Raw genomic sequence first — 18033 nt, 5'->3', positions numbered from 1 at the left:
TAGTACCAATAAGGGGGCCCGTAAAGCCTGTCGTTTATGGACGCATCACGGCTGCCAATTGGGCCGGTAGCTGGGATCGAGCCGCCGGTCGATGAAATAGGCCGCACTGATCAGCGCCAGATGGGTCAGCGCCTGCGGAAAATTGCCGATCGGCTCACCGCGCAGGTCGAGCTCCTCGGAGAACAGCCCGAGCGGATTGGCATAAGCGATCCCCTTGGCGAGGATCAGCTGCGCCTCGTCGAGCCGCCCGGCGCGGGCGAGACATTCGGCATACCAGAAGGTGCAGGTGGTGAACGCCCCCTCCTGCCCGTCCAGCCCGTCGTCGCCGCGATAGCGGTAGACGAGCCCGTCGTCGCGCAACTGTGCGCCGATCGCGTCGAGCGTCGTCAGCCACACCGGGTCGGTCGACGAGACGAAGCGCATCAACGGCATCATCAGCAACGCCGCATCCAGCTCGGTGCCGCCGCGGCTCTGCACGAAATAGCCGTGCTCGGGATGGCGGAAGTTGCTCCAGATATCCTCGACGATCGCATCGCGCGCCTCGCTCCACGCGACCAGCGGCGCCGACAGCGACCGTTTCTTCGCCAGCCGGATCGCCCGGTCGAGCGCCACCCAGCACATCAGCCGCGAATGGAGGAAATGCCGCGGCTCCGACCGCATCTCCCAGATGCCGGCATCGGGTTCCTGCCAATGCGCGATGACATAGTCGACGATGCCGCGGACGTGCTGCCAGCCGGCATGATCGATCGCCGCGCCATATTTGTTGGAGAGATAGACGCTGTCCATCAGCTCGCCGAAGATATCGAGCTGGCTCTGCGCGTGCGCGCCATTGCCGATGCGGACCGGCCGGCTGCCGGCATAACCGGCGAGGTGCGGCAATTCGGTCTCGTCCTTCGCATGCGATCCGTCGATCGCATACATGATGCGGATCGGGTGATCCTGATCCGACGCCATCACCCGCTTGCCGGCCCATTGGCGGAAATGCTCGGCCTCGTCGATGAAGCCCAGCCGCATGAAGGCATAGACGGTGAACGACGCATCGCGGATCCAGGTCGCGCGATAATCCCAGTTGCGCCCGGCACCGACCGCCTCGGGCAGGCCGAAGGTCGCCGCCGCGGCGATCGAGCCGTGCCGGTCCGAGGTGAGCAGCTTGAGCGCCAATGCCGAGCGCAGCACCGCCTCGCGCCAGCGCCCGCGATAGTCCGTGCGGCTCAGCCAGTGCTGCCACGCCTTGGTCGTTTCGGTGATGTCGCCCGAAACGCCGGCATCATCGGGGCGGCGCAATGCGTCGTCGCCGAGCACGAACCAGGCGGTCTCGCCCTCGCCGAGCGTGAATTCCGCCACCGCTTCGCCCGGCGCCGCCTGCACCGGCACCGATCCGTACAGACGCATCGTCAGCGCCCTTCCGGCGAAACGGACGCCGCCGTCCACCGCCGCCGCCTCCGGCACTTCGCGCGCGTAATCGAAGCGCGGACGACAGCGCGCGGTGAAGCGCACCGTGCCGCGGGTCACGGTGATCTGGCGGATCAGGCAGCGTCGGTCGAGGCCCGCATCGCCGCAGATGTCGGGATGCGGCATCAGGTCGAGTATCTCGACGCTCGCCGCGCTCGCCATCCACCGCGTCGTCAGCACGTTGGTGTCGGGGACGTAGATCTGCAGCACCCGCGCGTCGTCGAGCGCCGGCACGATCTCGAACGCGCCGCCCTGCTCGGCGTCGAGCAGTTCGGCGAACACGCTCGGGCTGTCGAGCGACGGCCAGCACAGATAGTCGATCGTGCCGTCCGCCGCGACCAGCGCCGCGGTCTCCATGTCGCCGATGATGCCGTGATCGCCGATCCGCCGTCGCGGCGTCACCGCCGCCTGCGCCCGCACCTGCGCTTCCGCCTCCGCGGCGGCGTCGCGCTCAGCCATTGTCGCGGAATTCGGGATAGAGCGACATGCCGCCGTCGACGAACAGGGTCGTGCCGGTGACGTAATCCGCCTCGTCCGATGCGAGCCACACCGCCGCGCGTGCGACATCCTCCGGCTCGCCGATCCGGCCATAGGGGATCAGCCGCAGCAGCTTTTCGAGCGCTGCGGGCGTCTCCCACGCCTCCTGATTGATGGGTGTGCGGATTGCGCCGGGGGCGATGGCATTGACGCGGATCCGGTCCGGCGCGACCTCCTGCGCCAGCGTCCGCGTCAGCATCCGCACGCCGCCCTTCGCCGCGGCATAATTGACGTGCCCCGCCCAGGGGATCAGCTCGTGCACCGAGCTCATCGCGATGATCGTGCCGGCGCTGCGCGACGGCCGCGCGGATTCGGGCTGGCTGCGGAAGCGGCGCACCGCCTCGCGCGCGCAGAGGAACTGTCCGGTCAGGTTGATGTCGATCACCGTATTCCAGTCGTCGAGCGACAGATCGGCGACCGGCGCATCCTTCTGCACGCCCGAATTGGAGACGAGCACGTCGATCCGGCCGAAGGCGTCGGCGGCGGCGTCGAACAAGCGCCCGACCTCCTGCTCCTGCGACACGTCCGCCTGCACCGCGATCGCGCGTCCGCCCCGCTCGCCGATCCGTTCGGCGAGGCTGTTGGCGCTGTCCTCGTCCGACCGATAGTTGATGACGACCGCCGCGCCTGCCCCGGCGAGCCCCTCGGCGACGGCGAGGCCGATTCCCGAACTGGCGCCGGTAATGATGGCGGTATGACCTGCGAGCGCAGACAAAAGCTTTTCTCCCAACGGCTTCGAGCATCCCTGAACGGTCGAGCGCGTCAGGGGATGCGTGTCAGCCGGCCGGATCGCCGTAGAAGAGCCCGCGCCCGTCGGTGCCGACATAGACGCGGCCGGCGCGGCGCGGGTCACCGGCGATGACGCGATAGCGCCCGCCCCAGCGATGCGCATCGTCGTCGATCCGGCTCCATGCTCCCCCGGCATCGTTCGCGCGCCAGATGCCGCGCACCCCGCCGCGGCTGCCGATCGCATAGACCGCGCCCTTGCCGATGCCGAACAGCTCGACCGCAAGATCGCCGTTCGCGGCGACGAAACGCCGGCCCGCGTCGCGGCTGTGGAACAGCGCCGTCCCGACCTGCAGCCACAATTCGCCCGCCGCGCCCGGCACGGCGACGAGCGCGCTTTGCGATTCGCGATTGCGCGGCGCCGCGGCGGACAGGTCGCGCGGCAGGCCCTGAGTCGCGACCGGCGCGAAGCTGGCGCCACCATCATGCGAGACGAGCAGCCGCCCCGCCGCGGCATCGACCGCGTAGAAGGTCGCCGCATCGACCTTGTCCGCCACCGCGCGCGTCCGCGGCGGCAGGCCGCGCACCGCTTGCCAGCTCCGCCCGCCGTCGCGCGTCCGCTGCGGCACGCGCGCGGCGACGATCATCGTCGCGCCGTCCGCGGAGACGGTGATCGCCGCCTCGCCATTGAGGTCGTCGCGCGCCGGCGGCTCTCCCTGCGGCGGCAGGCGCAGCGGCGTCCAGTGCCGCCCGCCATCCTCCGACCGGGCGAGGCTCGCGTCGCGCGGCCGGTCGAGATACAGGCTGCCGCTGCGCACGATGACGTTGGGCGCCCGACCGGCATAATCGAGCATGTTGGTGTTGGAGAGATAGGGATCGATAAAGCTCGGCTGCGGCGAACGGTCGAGATCGTCGTGGACGAAGCCGGCGAGGTCGCCGAAGCCCGAGACGACCGGCGCGCCGCCCGTCGGTGCGATCAGCGTGATCACCGCGGTCTGTTCGATGCCGCGCACCCACGGCGCCCAGTCGACCGGTCCGCGCGCCGGCACCCGCTGCGTCGCATAGACGGTCGCGCCGGTGGTATAGGCGATATGCCCGGCGTCGAAGGGATCGATGGCGAGGCCGGAGATCCAATGGCCGAAATCGGCGCCCTTGCCCTCGTGCAGCAGGAAGGGCGTCGCCGAGACATCGCGGCGGCTGCGCTTGCCGACATCGTCCCACTGCGCGCCGTCGTCACGGCTCAGCCACAGCGAATCGCCCGCGCGATAGCGGTCGATCGTCGATACCGCGACGGTGCCCGGCGCGCTGCGCGCCACCGCGACGCCGAAGAACGCGCCCTCCGCCCCGGCGTCCCGCCAGTCGGGCGGCGTCACGTCGCGCCCCGTGCCGACGGGATCGTAGCGCCACAGCGCGCCGGTCTTGACCTCGCTCGGACCGATGCCGCTGCCATAGCCGACCCACAGCACGCCGCGTGCGTCGATCACCCCCTTGGCGGCGAGCAGGCCCGGCGCCGCGACCGCGCGCCAATGCGCGCCGCCGTCGTCGGAGCGGTAGAGCGGCGCGACGCCCGGATCGGCGATCCCCGCCCAGATCCGCCGCGCGCCCAGCCTCGGATCGATCGCGACGAACGACACGCCGCCATGCGCCGTCCGGCGCGCCGGCCTGCCGAGCCCGGCATAGGGAAAGCCCGCCACCTTCGCCCAATGCCGCCCGGCATCGCGGCTCTGCCACAGACCGTCGTGCCGCGATCCGAACCACAAATGGTCATGATCGCGCGGATCGATCGCCAGCCGCTCGCCGAGCCCGCGGCCCGGCTCGTTGCCGCCCATCGCGAACGGCACCGGCGTCACCGTCCAGTGGCGGCCGCGATCGGCCGAACGCAGGATCGCCGCGGGCGCGCCGGCGTTCATCCCCGCCGCCATATAGACGACATCGGCATCGACCGGATCGGGCGCGATGCTCTCGATCCCCATATAGCTCGATTCGGCATTGTCGTCCTGCAACGGCAGCCAGCGTGCCGCCTGCGCATCCCAGCGATAGGCGCCGCCCATGTCGGTGCGCAGATAGGCGAGGCCGCGTTCGACCGGGCTGAACACGATGTTCGGCGCATAGCCGCCCGCCCCGACGGTGACATTGGTCCAGCGATAAGCCGGGGTCGGCGCGGCGGCCGGCAAGGCGAGCGCGACCAGCAGCGCGCCGCCCGCCCTGACCCGCCGCGACCGGCGCATCAGCGCGACCGCTCGAGCGTCGCCAGCACCACGTCGTTGCTCTGCATCGCCAGCCGCAGCGTGTACGTCCCGTCGCGCCCGACCTGCACCGTCCGCGCCACCTCCGGCGTATCGGTGGTCAGCGCCTGCAACTCGGCGATCTGCGCCGGCGTCAGCGTCTTGGGCGATCCCATCGCAAGGTAGCGCGAATGCGCGTCGTTATGCTGATAGCCGGTGCGCCGCACCGCCAGCCGGTAGCGGCCGGGCGTCAGGTGCGTCAGCCGCAGCGTCGCCGGCGCGGCGGCGGTCGCCGGCAGCTGGCGGGTGAAGAACGGCCGGTTGCTCAGCACCTGCTTGGGCTGCTGCCAGTCCCATAGCAGCACCGCGGTCCGCCGCGCATCGGTCGTCGCCAGCGCCTGACCGTCGGCAAGCGGGATCTCCGGCCCGGCGAGCGCGTGGAGGTATTTATACGCGAACCACGCCGGCTTGCGGATGCCCTCGCGGTTCATCAGCCCGAAGCCGCCGTGGAACGGGGTCGGCGGCGGCCCCGCCTCCTCGAACAGATCGCTGTAGGTCCAATAGCTCATCCCCTGCGCGATGCCGCGCGTCGCGCGCAGCTTGGTGAGGATGAAGGGCGCGCTTATATAGGAATCATGCACCGGATCGCGCGGATTGTAGCTCGCGCTCCATTCGGTGAAGAATAGCGGCAGGTCGGGGAAGGGCGAGGCGGCGATCTGCGCCCGCACGCGGCGCACGTCGCCGACCACCGAATCGGGATTGGTCGACAACCGGTTGTCGTCCTCGCCCTTCTCGTCGAGGAAACCGCCGTCGACCCCATAGGTATGCGTCGAGACGAAATCGACCGGCACGTTCCGCGCCTTGGCATAAGCTAGCAGCTCGGGCACCCAGGCCGCGCCCGCGGTCGCCGGACCGCCGACACGCAGGGCGGGATCGATCGCCTTGATCGTCCGCGCGCTCGTTTCATACAGGCGGAAATAGGCCGCCTGATCCGCCTTTTCCCAGAAGCCGGCGAGATTGGGCTCGTTCCACACCTCGAAATACCAGCTGCGCACCTCCGCCGCGCCGTAGCGCTCGCGCAGGCGGCGGACATAGGCGTCGATCAGCTTCGCCCAGCCCTCCGGCTGCGGGTGCGAGGTATTGCCCTTCCAATAGAAGATCGTCTGGTTCGACGTCTTGAGCGCGTCGGGGGTGAAACCCAGTTCGACGAACGGCTTGATCTTGCGGGCGAGCAAGGCGTCGTAGAGCTGGTCGATCTTCGTCCAGTCATAGGTGATGCCGCCGTCCGGCGTCCGCTTCACCGTCCCCAGGGCGTCGGTGAAGATGTCGTGGAAGCGGACGTAGCGGAAGCCGAGTTCGCGCACCGCGGTGTCGAGCTGGGCGAGGCTGTCGGGGCGGATCAGCGTACCGGCATAATCCGACCCCACCGACAGGTCGAAGGCCCGATCGATCGGCGGGCCCGCGCGCGCGACATCGACGTCGATCGTGCGCGCCTGCTGCGCCGAGGCGGCGGCGGACAGGCCGAGCAGCGCTCCGGCGCCGATACGGACCAAGAGCGCTGTCATCCCATTCCTCCGCTGTGCCGGTCGAGCCACCGGTCTAGCCGGAGCCCACCGTCAGGTCGATTTATTTGTCGTATTACAATGACTTGCCAGCCGTTTCCGGCGGGCAGGCCACGATGTCGTCAGAAGGCCAGGTTGATCCCGGTCGAGATACGGCGATCGCTCTGGAACCAGCTGCGGCCATAGAGCGCCCCGTTGGGATAGCCGCCCATCAACGTCCGCTGCGTCGCGCCGAGGATGTTGGTGAACTGCACGCCGAACGAGAAATTGTCGGTCACCTTGAAGCGCGCACCGCCGTCCAGCGTACCATAGGCGCCGCCATAGACCGGCAGCGCGATCTGGATCGGCACCGCGGTCGCACCCGCCGACGGGTAATAGTTATACGTCGGGTTGGTGCCGTTGCTGTTCGTCGTCTGCAGGTACCGCGACCGCCACGAATAAGCGACGCGGAACGACACCGCCTTGCGCTCGTACAGCAAGGTGACGTTGGCATTGTGCTTCGACAGGCCGATCAGCGGCGCGTCATTGTGCGTGACGCCGTTGATGTCGCGATACAGATCGCCCGGGTTCTGGCTGTCGATGAACGTATAATTCGCCTCGAAGCCGAGACCCGCGAGCACGCCGGGCAGCATGTCGAGGAAGGCACGACCGCCGACCTCGACGCCCTTGACCGTCGCCGCCTTGGTCGCGTTGATATAGTCGGTCGCCGCGGCATTGACGTTCTCGCTGGTGCCGTCGGTGAACACCACCGTCACCTGCCGCTGCGTCAGCGAGTAGATCGGCAGGTTGGTCAGGCGCTTGTAGAACGGCGCGATGTGGAAGGCGGTACCGGCGCGGGCGTAATATTCAAATGACAGGTCGAAGTTGTTCGACATCGTCGGCTTGAGCAGCGGATTGCCCGTATCGGCGGTGAAGTTGGTGAAGATATTGGGCAGGCTGCTGGTGCCGCCGGTGTTGCCCGGATTGCTCGTCGTCGCCACACCGATGCTGCCCGACGCGCGCAGCGCGTTGAAGCTCGGCAGATCCATCGTGATGTTATAGCCGGCGCGGATTTTCGTCTTGCTGTTCGGCGCATAGTCGACGTTGATCGACGGCAGCCAGCGGGTGAATTCCGCCTTGCCGCCACGGGCGATGAAGGTCTGCGCCAGCGTCTGCGTCACGCCGTTGCGAACGAAGGTCGACGAATTCTGCTGGATGTAGCCGCTGCCCTCGTTCTGGATGTTGACGACGCGGACGCCGACGTTGCCCGAGATGCCGCCCTCCGGACGACCGAAGCGTGCCAAGGCGTAAGCAGCCTTGGTGATCGTCTTGTTGTCGACCTGATCGCCGGGCAGCACGAAACCGGCCGGACGGGTGATCTGCGAACCCCCACCATAGGTGCTGGAAGGCAGCGGACCCGATGCGGAGCAGTCGAACTGTGCCGTGGCGGGGCAGAAGCCCGCCGGCGGCGACGCGGTCAGTCCGGTCCGGTTGGCGACGAAGCGACGGGCCAGATCCTCGCTCGCGAACATCAGATTGCCCGGCAGGACCGTCTCGCCGCGGAAGAAGTCCTTGAACGCGTGATAGGTCGTGTCGCCCGGCGCGGCATTGGCATAGGTCAGCTGCGGATCGCCGTTCCAGCCGCGGCCCAGCGCGCTCCAGTTATAGCCGTTCTGGAGATCGCGTTCGGTCCGCTCGGCAGCGCGGGCACCGACCTTGATCGCCTTGAGGAAGCTGTCGTCGAAGGAATATTCGACATCGAGGTTCGCGGCATCGAGCCGGCCCTTGTTGCGCTCGTTATGCGGCATCGACGCCGACCAGAAATAGTTCGCCGGATTGGCGAAGCCGGCCTGCGCCGCGGCGGTGGTGGTGATCTGCGGCAGGTCGCCGGTCAGGTCCATGCCGAAGCCGGTGCCGAAGCTCAGATCGCGGAAGATGTCGAGACGATCGTAGATCTGCCGCGAATCGACACGCTGCAACGCGCCCTTGAACGACAGGTGGCTGTCGGTCGGCGCATAGTTGAACGCCAGCGAATAGTCGCGGGTGCGCGTGTTGCTGTCGACGAAACCCTTGTTGCCCGAGCTCGTCACCGGGCTGGTGCTGGGCAGGAAGGTATTGGTGTCGCGGTTGAACAGCGAGCTGGTTTTGGTCAGCGCGCCGTTGCTGTCGAAGCTGCTGCTCGCCGGGTCGACCGCGAGCGTCTGCGAGCTGACCTGCGCGCCGTAATCGCTCGACTGGCTCTTGTAGCGCGACTGGAAGAAGGTGCCGCTGAACGTCAGGTCGTCGGTCGGCGCCCACTGCACCGCGCCATAGATACCGTAGCGGCGATACTGGAACGCCTCGTCACCATAGGTGAAGCCGCCCGGGATATAGTAGTCCTTCCCGCTGATGTTGGTCTTGAAATAGGGCTCGGTGCGGATGAACTGCGACAGCGAGCTGAACTGGCTGTAGGCGATGTCGCCGAGGATGCCGATCTTGCCGATCGGCGTATCGAACGACTTGGTGAGCAGCATCGACGCGGCCGGATCGGCCTTCTGCGCCATGTCGCCCATGCTCAACTCACCCGTCGCGGCCATATGCCAGTCGCCGTTGAAGTCGAACGGCATCTTGGTGCGCAGATCGATCTGCCCGCCGGTGCCGCCCTCGATCAGGTCGGCGGTGGATGCCTTGTAGACGTCGACCGCGGCCATCAGCTCGGGGGTGACGTCGCTCCACAGAATCGCGCGGCCGTTGTTGGCGCTGAAGATCTCGCGGCCGTTGAGGCGCGAGGCGACGCCGGTCAGACCGCGCACCTGCACGCCCGAGCCCTGCACCGAGAAGTGATCGGGATCGCCGAGCGCGGCGAAGCGCACGATCGACACGCCGGAGACGCGCTGCAACACTTCGGTGATGCTATTGTCTGGCAATTTGCCGGCCTCGTCGGCGACGACCGAGTCGATGATCGTCTCGCTGCGGCGCTTGCGCTCGTCGGCGGCCTGGAGCGCGGCACGACGACCGGTGACGACGATCTCTTCACCCGACGGCTGGTCTGCGGGCACCTGATCGGCGGTGGTCGCATTGCTGGTGAGGTCGCCCGCGGTGGTCGCCGCCTGGTCCGTCGCCTGTGGGATCGCACTCGTATCCGCCTGGCCCAGCCCTTCGGCGAAAGCCGGCGTTGCAAGCGCGATCATGCCGAGCGCAAGGCTCGACACACCGGCACGCAGCGCAGCGTTGAAAGCCGGACGCTTGCCGTCCGCGGTCACGATCTTCGTCATCCCCATCCTCTCCGGCGCCCCAACCCGGCGCAAACTGAACCTCGCGCTTTATGGTAGCGCTAGCATTTTCATTAGTGGATTCCGGTCTTAGCGGCAATGTCAGACTTAGGACGATCGAGAAATGGGCCCGATATGTGACTATGATGTAACACTATCCTTCCCCATGGATCGGCTATTGCTATTCACTTGCAACAGCAGCGACAGCCGCTAAGAGGCTGGCAGCGATCAGGGAGTAGAGAATGACGGCGTTCATCGCGTTGATGGCGGCAAGCATGGTAGCGGCACCGGCGAACGACACCGCCGCCGATCCGCAACGCAGCAGCGACGATATCATCGTCACCGGCCAGCGCAGCGAGGGCACCGATTCCTACGGCGTCAAGACGCAGCGCACCGCGACCCGCCTGCCGCTCAGCCAGCGCGAGACGCCGCAATCGGTCAGCGTCGTCACCCGCGCGCAGATCGAGGATTTCCAGCTCAACGACGTCAATGCGCTGCTCGCCACCGTCCCCGGCGTCAACGTGCTCGCCGGCGAGACCGACCGCGTCTATTATTCGGCGCGCGGCTTCGACATCCAGACCTTCCAGATCGACGGCATCGGCCTGCCCTTCTCGTTCGGCATCCAGACCGGCTCGATCGACACCGCGATCTACGACCGGGTCGAGGTGGTGCGCGGCGCGCCCGGCCTGCTCTCGCCGACCGGCAATCCCTCGGCGGTGATCAACTTCATCCGCAAGCGCCCCTATCGCGAGCTGCACGCCACGGCGAGCGCGCAATATGGCTCGTTCGACAACAAGCGGATCGACGCCGACGTCAGCGTGCCGCTCACCGCCGACGGCAGCATCCGCGCCCGCGCGGTCGGCGCGCTGCTCGACACCGACAGCTATCTCGATCGCTACAGCCTGCGCCGCTGGACCGGCTATGGCATCGTCGAGGCGGATCTCGGCCCCAATACCGTCGTGTCGGCGGGCTATGGCCATCAGGACCATCAGAGCCGCGGCGCGATGTGGGGCGCGATCCCGCTTTATTACACCGACGGCAGCCGCATCGATTTCGCCCGCTCCGCCAATTACGCGCCGCGCTGGTCGGGCTGGAACGTCATCGACCGGCAGATCTTCGTCGACCTGACGCATGATTTCGGTAACGGCTGGACCGGCAAGATCTCGGCGCTGCGCAAGGCGACGAGCGAGAACGACCAGCTCTTCTACGTCTACGGCAACCCCGACCGCGCCACCGGCCTCGGCATCCAGACCTATCCGGGCGCCTTCTCCGGCGAGACGCGCAACCTGACGCTCGACGCTTATGTCGGCGGCCCGGTGACGATCGGCGGCCGCAAGCATGACGTGATGGTCGGCGTGATGCGCGGCGCCGAACGCTACCGGCAATATTCGAGCTACGACCAGGCCAGCCTGAACCAGTCGCTGCCGCTCGATTCGCTGTTCGGCGGCACCTTCCCGGCGCCGACCTTCCCCACCCCCTACACACTCAGCCTCGACGTGCACACGCAGCGCGAGACGGTCTACGGCCTCGTCCGCCTCAACCCCGCCGATCCGCTCAAGGTGATGCTCGGCGCGAGCTACACGCATGCCAGCAACAGCGGCTATTCCTATGACGTGCCGACCAGCTTCGACGCCAAGCGCTTCCTGCCGTTCGTCGGCGCGACGCTCGACCTGTCGCCGACGATCAGCGCCTATGCGAGCTACGCGACGATCTTCAATCCGCAGAGCGAGTTCGACGCCAACAACCGCCAGCTCGCGCCGATCACCGGCGACAATATCGAAGCGGGGCTGAAGGGCGCATGGTTCAACGGCCTGCTCAATGCCAGCGCCGCGCTATTCCAGGCGCGGCAGAACAACACCGCCGAATCGGCCGGCTTCGACACGACGCTCGGCCGCACCATCTATCGCGGCATCGATGCCCGCTCGCAGGGCGTCGAACTCGAAGTCTCGGGCCAGCCGACGACGGGCGTGCAGGTCACCGGCGGCGTCACGCTGATGCGCATCCGCGGCGACGACACCACCGCGGTGCGCACCTTCGTGCCGCGCAGCACCGGGCGGCTCAACCTGACCTATACGCCGCAGGGCCTCGCCGCGCTCAAGCTCGGCGCGTCGCTCCAATATCAGGGGCGTTTCTATTTCGAGCCCGGCACGCTCTCGACCACCACCGGGCAGCCGATCCGCATCACCCAGGGCAGCGTCGCGACGCTCGGCCTGCTCGCCCGCTACGCGCTCACCGACCGGATCGCAGTCAGCGCCAATCTGCAGAATGTCACCAACGCCAAATATCTGACTGCGCTGACCTTCGATCAGAGCCGCTACGCCGCGCCGCGCTCGATCCTCGGCACGATCAGCGTCCGCTACTGACCGTGGCCGGCGCGGGACCGATGGCACCGCTCCCGCGCCCGATCGTTTCCTCATCCCCCAAGGAGACGATCATGGCCGACGACAAGAGCGAACCGCCCGTCCTGTACATGCCCGACAGCCCCAATGTCGGCGCCGCAGACCCCGACGGCGATCCCAACGACCCCAAGCGCGCCGCAAAGGATCAGGCGCGGGCCGACGACCTCGCCGCCAAGGTGGCGATCGGCGACGAACTGTCGGGCTATGAGAAGGTCGCCGGGCGCGGCATCGCGCAGGACTGACCGGATCGGCGTCGCGCGCCGGGCGGCACCGCCCGGCTCGTGACGCCTGATTCGCCGCACCGGACGCCGCACGGGCGAGGCGTAGCGCGGAGGCACAAGGCCTCGCACAGATGCACGGACGCATATCCGATGCACGACGATCACGATGGGGGGAGCGATGTGGCTCTATCCGATCCCTCTGGGGTGGAGGAATGCTGCCGGATAGAGCCAAATCAGGATGGTGGGCGTGGCAAGGATTGAACTTGCGACCCCTGCGATGTCAACACAGTGCTCTACCACTGAGCTACACGCCCGCCGGAGGTGGGCCATTAGCCGGGCTTGGCCGGCCTGGCAAGCGCTCAATTCAATCCGCTTGCACTTCCCGTCTCGAACACGCGATCGACCTCGGCGACGAGGTCGCGCAGGTGGAAGGGTTTGGACAGCACGCGCGCATTGGGCATCTCGCGCCCCGCCTTCAGCGTCACCGCGGCGAAGCCGGTGATGAACATCACGCGCAGCCCCAGCACCAGCTCGGCGGCGCGGCGGGCGAGCTCGATGCCGTCCATCTCCGGCATGACGATGTCGGTGAGCAGCAGATCGAACGATTCGCGCTCCAGCAGCGGGATCGCCGCGGTGCCGCGATCCACCGCCGCCACCGCATAGCCGGCGCGCTCCAGCGCCCGGGTGAGATATTCGCGCATGACTTGATCGTCTTCGGCCAGCAGGATGCGGATCATCGCTCGGTCGGTCTCCCTGTGCACGCCCGCTCTATGATGCGCAGATGTAAAGATTTCCAGCGCGCCATGGCGGCGAAGGCGATAGGACGTGCCATAGATGGACGCAGCGTTCGACTCGATCGGCGGCACCGACCGCGACGGCGCACCGCTCAGCCCGGTGGTGCTGTCGGTGCCGCATGCCGGGCGCGACTATCCGGCGGCATTGCTCGGCGCGCTGCGCCTGCCCGCCACCGCGCTCGTCGCGCTCGAGGATCGCTTCGTCGACGCGGTGGCGGACGGCGCGCAGACGCGCGAGACGATGCTGGTCCAGCGCCGCGCGCGCGCCTGGATCGACCTCAATCGCGGCGAGAGCGAGCGCGACCCGCGTGTCGACGAAGGCGCGCGGCCGCAGGCGCTGCCCACCGCCTCCGCCAAGGTGCGCAGCGGACTGGGGCTGGTGCCGCGCCGCGGCGGCGCGGCGGGCGATCTGTGGCGGCGGCGGTTCAGCGCGGTCGAGGTCGCGGCGCGGATCGCGCAGGATCACCGCCCCTATCACGACGCGCTCGCCGCGGCGCTGGCGGCGGTGCAGCGCCGGTTCGGCGTCGCGGTGCTGCTCGACATCCATTCGATGCCGCCGCTCGGCGACCATGCCCGCGTCGTGCTCGGCGATCGTTTCGGCCAGGCGGCGGCGCCGCGCTTCATCGCCCGGCTCGAGGCGGAGGCGGCGCGCAGCGGACTGCGCAGCGCGCTCAACACGCCATATGCCGGCGGCCATATCCTCGAACGCCATGCCGCCCCCGCGCGCGGCATTCACGCGATCCAGATCGAATTCGACCGGACGCTCTATCTCGATGCCGCGCTCGACCAGCCCGGCGCCGGCCTGCCGATGGTCGTCGCGCTGCTGCGCCGGATGATCGCCGCGGTGGCGGACGAGGCGCTCGGCGACGACGGCCGCGCGCTCGCGGCGGAATGACATAAAAAAACCACCCCGTGCAGAAGCACGGAGTGGCCAAGGTTCAGGGAGGAGACACACTGAAAGTGTGTCATACGGGCTCGCGAAAGGGGGGACACGAGCGCCGTACTTCTGTAAAATAGGCGAGCCGCCGATTGGTTCAACCCCCGCCCCGCAAGGCGGTGTTTTTTCCTGATGAAATGGCTTTTACCGGTCGAGCGCGGGCGCCATCCGCGCCAGCACCGAGTCGCGCAGCAGCAGATGGTGGCGCAGCGCCGCCGCGACGTGCAGTACTACCAGCGCCAGCATCAGCCAGCCGAGCAGGCCATGCGCATTGTGGCCGAGATCGGCCGCGCCCTCGCCGACCGGCAGCTTGGGCACGTCGAACAGCCCGAACCAGCTCAGCGGCCGCGCCGGCCCCGGTCCCGGCGGGCCGGAGACCATCATCCACCCGGTCAGCGGCATCGCCACCATCAGCAGATACAGGCTCCAGTGCGTCGCATGCGCGAGGCCCTTCTCCCAGCCGGGCGTGCCCGCGGGCAGCGGCGGCGGGCGATGCGTCAGCCGCCACGCGACGCGCGCGGCGGTGAGCGCCAGCACGGTGATGCCGATCGCCTTGTGCGCCCCCATCAGCGCCCGCAGCGCCGGGATGCCGTCATGGCCGATGCCGATGATCAGATTGGCGATGACCAGCGCCGCGATCGTCCAGTGGAAGGCGATCGCCACGCTGGAATAGCGCTCGCCGCGCAGCCGTTCCGCCATATCCCGCTCCTCGCCGTCAGGGCCGTACCATCGCTGCGCCGCCGCAAGCGGTCAAGCCCGGCGGAGGCGGGCCCTGCGCGAACCGCCCCCGCATCGTCGGGTGCGTCGGAGGCGCGCGCCCTCGAGCGATTGTCGGCCTTAGGCCAGGCGTCTCGCCCATCCGGACTTGGAGCCAAGTCCGCCGTACTGCGAAATCAGCGGCTTACGGTGTGCCGGAACCGCGGAGGCCGGAGCAGGTGCGGCATGACGGAGCCGAGAAGCGACTTCGCGGAGGCTGTGAAGAGGCCGAAACAAAAAGTTCGCGCCGGTCGCTTCCCCACCCCTCTCCGCGCCTCCGCGCCTCCGCGTGAACCAATCTCCGGCCCACTGCTGTCATGGCATGAAAGATCACGCGACGACGCGAAGACGCGAAGAGAAAAGGAGGTTCACGCGGAGGCGCGGAGGAGGGTCAGGAACGCCGTCCCGCATCGCGATGAGCGAAGAAGCTTTCGAAACAGGAGCGTCCGAACGTGTCGTCACGCGCAGCACCTTTGCGCCTTTGCATGATCCAGATCCGAAGACAGTCGCTGAGCGGTCGGCAAAAGGGCGGGGCGGGTATCAGATCAAGGGCGTCCACCGTCACGCTGCCACGCTGCCACGCGATCTGTACACGTATGAGCTACGAGACCTCGCAGGGGCCGAAGCCCCAGCAGTGCTCCCGCGAAGGTGTACAGTTTCGGGAGCCCAGTGTTCTTTCCACCGCAAGCCGTTGCTCTGCTTGACCACTGGATTCCCGCCTGCGCGGGAATACTGGCGCGACCGGCGATCCCGCGCCGACTCGCGCTCAGATCGCGGCCTCGCGTGCGGACCAAACACTCATCTGAGCCGCGAAGGCGGCGCAGCTCCACGCGCGCGCCGCACTTCGCCGGAAACACCGCCCCGCCCCGGCAACAGCGGGCGACGCCGCATCCCGCGACGCCGCCCGCCCGCAGGATCAGACCAGCTGCGGCTGCGGCACCTTGCCCTGCTGCGACTGGCGGCCGAAGATCTCGCGCATCAGCGACAGCGAGAAGAGGTGCGCGTAGAGCAGCGGCAGCATGCCCGACTGGCTCATCTTGCGCAGCTGGTCGCCGCGCAGACCGGCGAGCTTCTCCTCGTTGATCATCTGGAAGCCGCGATAGACGAACGGCTGCTGGGTCTCGTCGACCTGGATGGTGACCTCGCCCTCCATCAGCAGCTCCTGCTCGCGCAGCTCGTTCATGAACGCCTGCGTGCGGGCGCCGGCCTGTTCGAACTGTTCGGCGAAATCGAGGATCGACTTGGTCACCTGGCTCGGCTGGCCGTTTTCGAACAGCGCCTCGCCGTCGTCATACGGCCCGAGCGCCTCCGACGTCGGATCGAAGCACAGCGACAGCTCCTCGGCGTCAGGGCGCAGCCGCGCCAGCATGTACGGATAGCGGCGGACATAGGCGGGGACGTAGAAATTGTTTTCGGTCAGCTTGCCGTCGTCGCCCATGAAGACGTTGACGCCCTCGTTGAGGCCCATCAGCGCCAGCGGGATGGCATCGTCGCCGACCGAGAAGACGATCGGCATGTGGCGCTGCACCAGCGGGAATTCGTCGGTGGTGATCGGAATCGCATGCTGCCCGACCAGGAAGGGCGCGCTGTCCTGCTGGCGGATGCGCCAATTGGCATGCGTCTCGCTCGAGAGCGGCTCGAGGCCGTTGTAGAACAAAGGAAGCGGCGCACTGGCCATGGGAACTCTCTCCGTCGTGGATAGTTTGCGGCGCAGCCGCAGGCTGGTCGGCTGCTCTATTGGCCGGCGCGCGTGGGCGCAAGCGTGACGAGCTTGCCGGGATTGAGGATGCCGAGCGGGTCCATCGCCGCCTTCACCGCGCGCAGCGCCGCGAGCCGCGCCGGCGACGAGGTGCGTTCGAGCTCGTCGCGCTTCATCTGGCCGATCCCGTGTTCGGCGGCGATCGATCCCCCCGCCGCGATCACCAGATCGTCGACGAAGCGCGTCACCACCGGTACCTCCTCCGCATACCAGCGCGCCGGATCAGTGCCGGGTGCAGCGCGGACGTGGAAATGGACGTTGCCGTCGCCGAGGTGGCCGAAGCCGCTCGCGTGGCAGCCGGGGAAGCGCGCCTCGCACGCCGCCGCCGCCTCGATCATGAAGCGCGGCATCGTGTCGACCGGCACCGACAGATCGTGCTGCGACGCCGGGCCGAGCGCCCGTTCCGCGTCGGAAATCGATTCGCGCAACCGCCAGAAGTCCGCCGCCTGCGCCGCGTTGGCCGCGATCGTCGCATCGGCGATCAGCCCGTCGGCGAGCGCCTCGCCGAGCCATCGCTCGGTCAGCGCCGCGCCCGCCGGATCGCTATGCTCGATCAGCAGGTGCCAGGCCGCCGTCGTCGCGACCGGCGCGCGCGCGCCGGGTACGTAGGCGAGCACCGCGGCGAGCGTCTCCTGCGGCAGGATCTCGAAACTCTCCAGCGCATCGCTGCTTGCCTGGCAGCGGCGCAGCAGCGTCAGCGCCGCCGCGGGATCGCGCACCGCCGCCCAGGCGGTGGTCCGCGTCGCCGGCTCGGGCGCGAGACGCAGCGTCGCCGCGGTGACGATGCCGAGCGTCCCTTCCGCGCCGATCAGCAATTGCGTCAGGTCGTAACCGCGATTGTCCTTCTTGAGCGGCGCCAGCCCGTCATGCACGCTGCCGTCCGCCAGCACCACCTCGAGCCCCGCGACCAGCCCGCGCATCGATCCGAAGCGCAGCACCTGCGTGCCCCCGGCATTGGTCGAGACGAGCCCGCCGACCGTCGCATGCCCCTTCGCGCCCAGCGTCAAAGGGAAACGCCGGCCCGCCGCCAGCGCCGCATCGTGCAGGTCGGACAGGATCACCCCCGCCTCCGCCACGGTGAGGTTCGCCGCCGCATCGAGGCGGCGGATCGCGGTCATCCGCCGCAGCGACAGGATCAGCGCCGATCCGTCCGCGGGCGGCGTCGCGCCGCCGACCATCGAACTGTTGCCGCCCTGCGGCACCAGCGGCACGCCATGCGCCGCGGCGGCGGTGACCACCGCGCTCACCTCCGCGGTCGAGGCGGGGGCGAGCAGCGCCGGGGCGGCGCCGTGGAAGCGCCGCCGCCAGTCGACCAGCCATGGCGCGATCCGCTCGGCATCGGTGACGATCCCCTTGGGCCCGAGCGTCGCGGCGAGCGAGTCGAGCAGGGCGGTCTGCGCAGGCGTCATGACAGGACCGCTACCGGAAGTTCATC

Annotated in this window: 12 protein-coding genes and 1 tRNA gene; 3 read left to right on the top strand and 10 right to left on the bottom strand. The window is 68.4% G+C overall.

Going from position 1 to position 18033, the window contains the following annotated elements; all coding sequences use genetic code 11:
• Window positions 1-45: 45 nt before the first annotated feature.
• The 5 genes from BW41_RS04850 to BW41_RS04830 form a co-directional block, all read right to left on the bottom strand.
• Window positions 46-1911 (bottom strand): glycoside hydrolase family 15 protein, encoded by a 1866-nt coding sequence (locus BW41_RS04850; protein ID WP_051583253.1) that lies wholly within the window; start codon window positions 1909-1911, stop codon window positions 46-48.
• The gene (locus BW41_RS04845; RefSeq protein ID WP_037531960.1) at window positions 1904-2704 is read right to left on the bottom strand and encodes an SDR family oxidoreductase; all 801 of its coding nucleotides are present in this window, start codon (window positions 2702-2704) and stop codon (window positions 1904-1906) included. The genes BW41_RS04850 and BW41_RS04845 overlap by 8 nt, the downstream gene beginning before the upstream one ends.
• Window positions 2705-2765: 61 nt before the next feature.
• The gene (locus BW41_RS04840; RefSeq protein WP_081792904.1) at window positions 2766-4943 is read right to left on the bottom strand and encodes a hypothetical protein; all 2178 of its coding nucleotides are present in this window, start codon (window positions 4941-4943) and stop codon (window positions 2766-2768) included.
• A complete protein-coding gene (locus BW41_RS04835) occupies window positions 4943-6505 on the bottom strand; it encodes a GH39 family glycosyl hydrolase (RefSeq protein ID WP_081792903.1) in 1563 nt (520 codons plus the stop codon). Before BW41_RS04835 ends, BW41_RS04840 begins: the two co-directional genes overlap by 1 nt.
• A 119-nt stretch (window positions 6506-6624) precedes the next feature.
• Entirely contained in the window at window positions 6625-9735 is a 3111-nt protein-coding gene (locus BW41_RS04830) for a TonB-dependent receptor (protein WP_037531958.1), read from the bottom strand.
• A 239-nt stretch (window positions 9736-9974) separates the two neighbouring features.
• Here BW41_RS04830 and BW41_RS04825 point away from each other — a divergent pair, with 239 nt between their 5' ends.
• On the top strand, window positions 9975-12095 hold the full coding sequence (locus tag BW41_RS04825; protein ID WP_037531956.1) for a TonB-dependent siderophore receptor: 2121 nt from the start codon (window positions 9975-9977) through the stop codon (window positions 12093-12095).
• Between the two features lie 71 nt (window positions 12096-12166).
• On the top strand, window positions 12167-12373 hold the full coding sequence (locus tag BW41_RS04820; protein WP_037531954.1) for a hypothetical protein: 207 nt from the start codon (window positions 12167-12169) through the stop codon (window positions 12371-12373).
• A gap of 218 nt (window positions 12374-12591) precedes the next feature.
• On the opposite strand, the gene BW41_RS04815 is transcribed toward BW41_RS04820, so the two are convergent.
• Window positions 12592-12666: transfer RNA gene (locus BW41_RS04815), tRNA-Val, on the bottom strand.
• Window positions 12667-12711: 45 nt separating this feature from the next.
• Complete coding sequence (gene cpdR, locus BW41_RS04810) at window positions 12712-13089, bottom strand: cell cycle two-component system response regulator CpdR (RefSeq protein WP_037531952.1); 378 nt, start codon at window positions 13087-13089, stop codon at window positions 12712-12714.
• A 97-nt stretch (window positions 13090-13186) separates the two neighbouring features.
• On the opposite strand from cpdR, the gene BW41_RS04805 reads away from it, so the two are divergent.
• Window positions 13187-14041, top strand: coding sequence for an N-formylglutamate amidohydrolase (locus tag BW41_RS04805; RefSeq protein ID WP_037531950.1), 855 nt, complete (start codon window positions 13187-13189; stop codon window positions 14039-14041).
• Between the two features lie 186 nt (window positions 14042-14227).
• Here the strand turns inward: BW41_RS04805 and BW41_RS04800 are convergent, their stop codons facing one another.
• From BW41_RS04800 to BW41_RS04790, 3 genes are all read right to left on the bottom strand, one after another.
• A complete protein-coding gene (locus BW41_RS04800) occupies window positions 14228-14782 on the bottom strand; it encodes a cytochrome b (protein ID WP_037531948.1) in 555 nt (184 codons plus the stop codon).
• A gap of 973 nt (window positions 14783-15755) precedes the next feature.
• Window positions 15756-16517 (bottom strand): SapC family protein, encoded by a 762-nt coding sequence (locus BW41_RS04795; protein ID WP_037531947.1) that lies wholly within the window; start codon window positions 16515-16517, stop codon window positions 15756-15758.
• Window positions 16518-16573: 56 nt separating this feature from the next.
• Complete coding sequence (locus tag BW41_RS04790; protein WP_037531945.1) at window positions 16574-18007, bottom strand: FAD-binding oxidoreductase; 1434 nt, start codon at window positions 18005-18007, stop codon at window positions 16574-16576.
• Window positions 18008-18033: the final 26 nt, after the last annotated feature.

Origin of the sequence: Sphingomonas sp. RIT328 (assembly GCF_000632225.1) — a bacterium.
GTDB lineage: Bacteria > Pseudomonadota > Alphaproteobacteria > Sphingomonadales > Sphingomonadaceae > Sphingomonas > Sphingomonas kyungheensis.
The sequence above is the reverse complement of the archived record's forward strand: the minus strand, read 5'-3'. Positions and strand labels throughout refer to the sequence as shown.

Coding starts and splice junctions, on each gene's coding strand:
- BW41_RS04850 (WP_051583253.1), bottom strand. CDS start 1,911: ATGGCTGAGCGCGACGCCGCCGCGGAGGCGGAAGCGCAGGTGCGGGCG.
- BW41_RS04830 (WP_037531958.1), bottom strand. CDS start 9,735: ATGACGAAGATCGTGACCGCGGACGGCAAGCGTCCGGCTTTCAACGCT.
- cpdR (WP_037531952.1), bottom strand. CDS start 13,089: ATGATCCGCATCCTGCTGGCCGAAGACGATCAAGTCATGCGCGAATAT.
- BW41_RS04800 (WP_037531948.1), bottom strand. CDS start 14,782: ATGGCGGAACGGCTGCGCGGCGAGCGCTATTCCAGCGTGGCGATCGCC.
- BW41_RS04840 (WP_081792904.1), bottom strand. CDS start 4,943: ATGCGCCGGTCGCGGCGGGTCAGGGCGGGCGGCGCGCTGCTGGTCGCG.
- BW41_RS04835 (WP_081792903.1), bottom strand. CDS start 6,505: ATGACAGCGCTCTTGGTCCGTATCGGCGCCGGAGCGCTGCTCGGCCTG.
- BW41_RS04795 (WP_037531947.1), bottom strand. CDS start 16,517: ATGGCCAGTGCGCCGCTTCCTTTGTTCTACAACGGCCTCGAGCCGCTC.
- BW41_RS04820 (WP_037531954.1), top strand. CDS start 12,167: ATGGCCGACGACAAGAGCGAACCGCCCGTCCTGTACATGCCCGACAGC.
- BW41_RS04790 (WP_037531945.1), bottom strand. CDS start 18,007: ATGACGCCTGCGCAGACCGCCCTGCTCGACTCGCTCGCCGCGACGCTC.
- BW41_RS04805 (WP_037531950.1), top strand. CDS start 13,187: ATGGACGCAGCGTTCGACTCGATCGGCGGCACCGACCGCGACGGCGCA.
- BW41_RS04825 (WP_037531956.1), top strand. CDS start 9,975: ATGACGGCGTTCATCGCGTTGATGGCGGCAAGCATGGTAGCGGCACCG.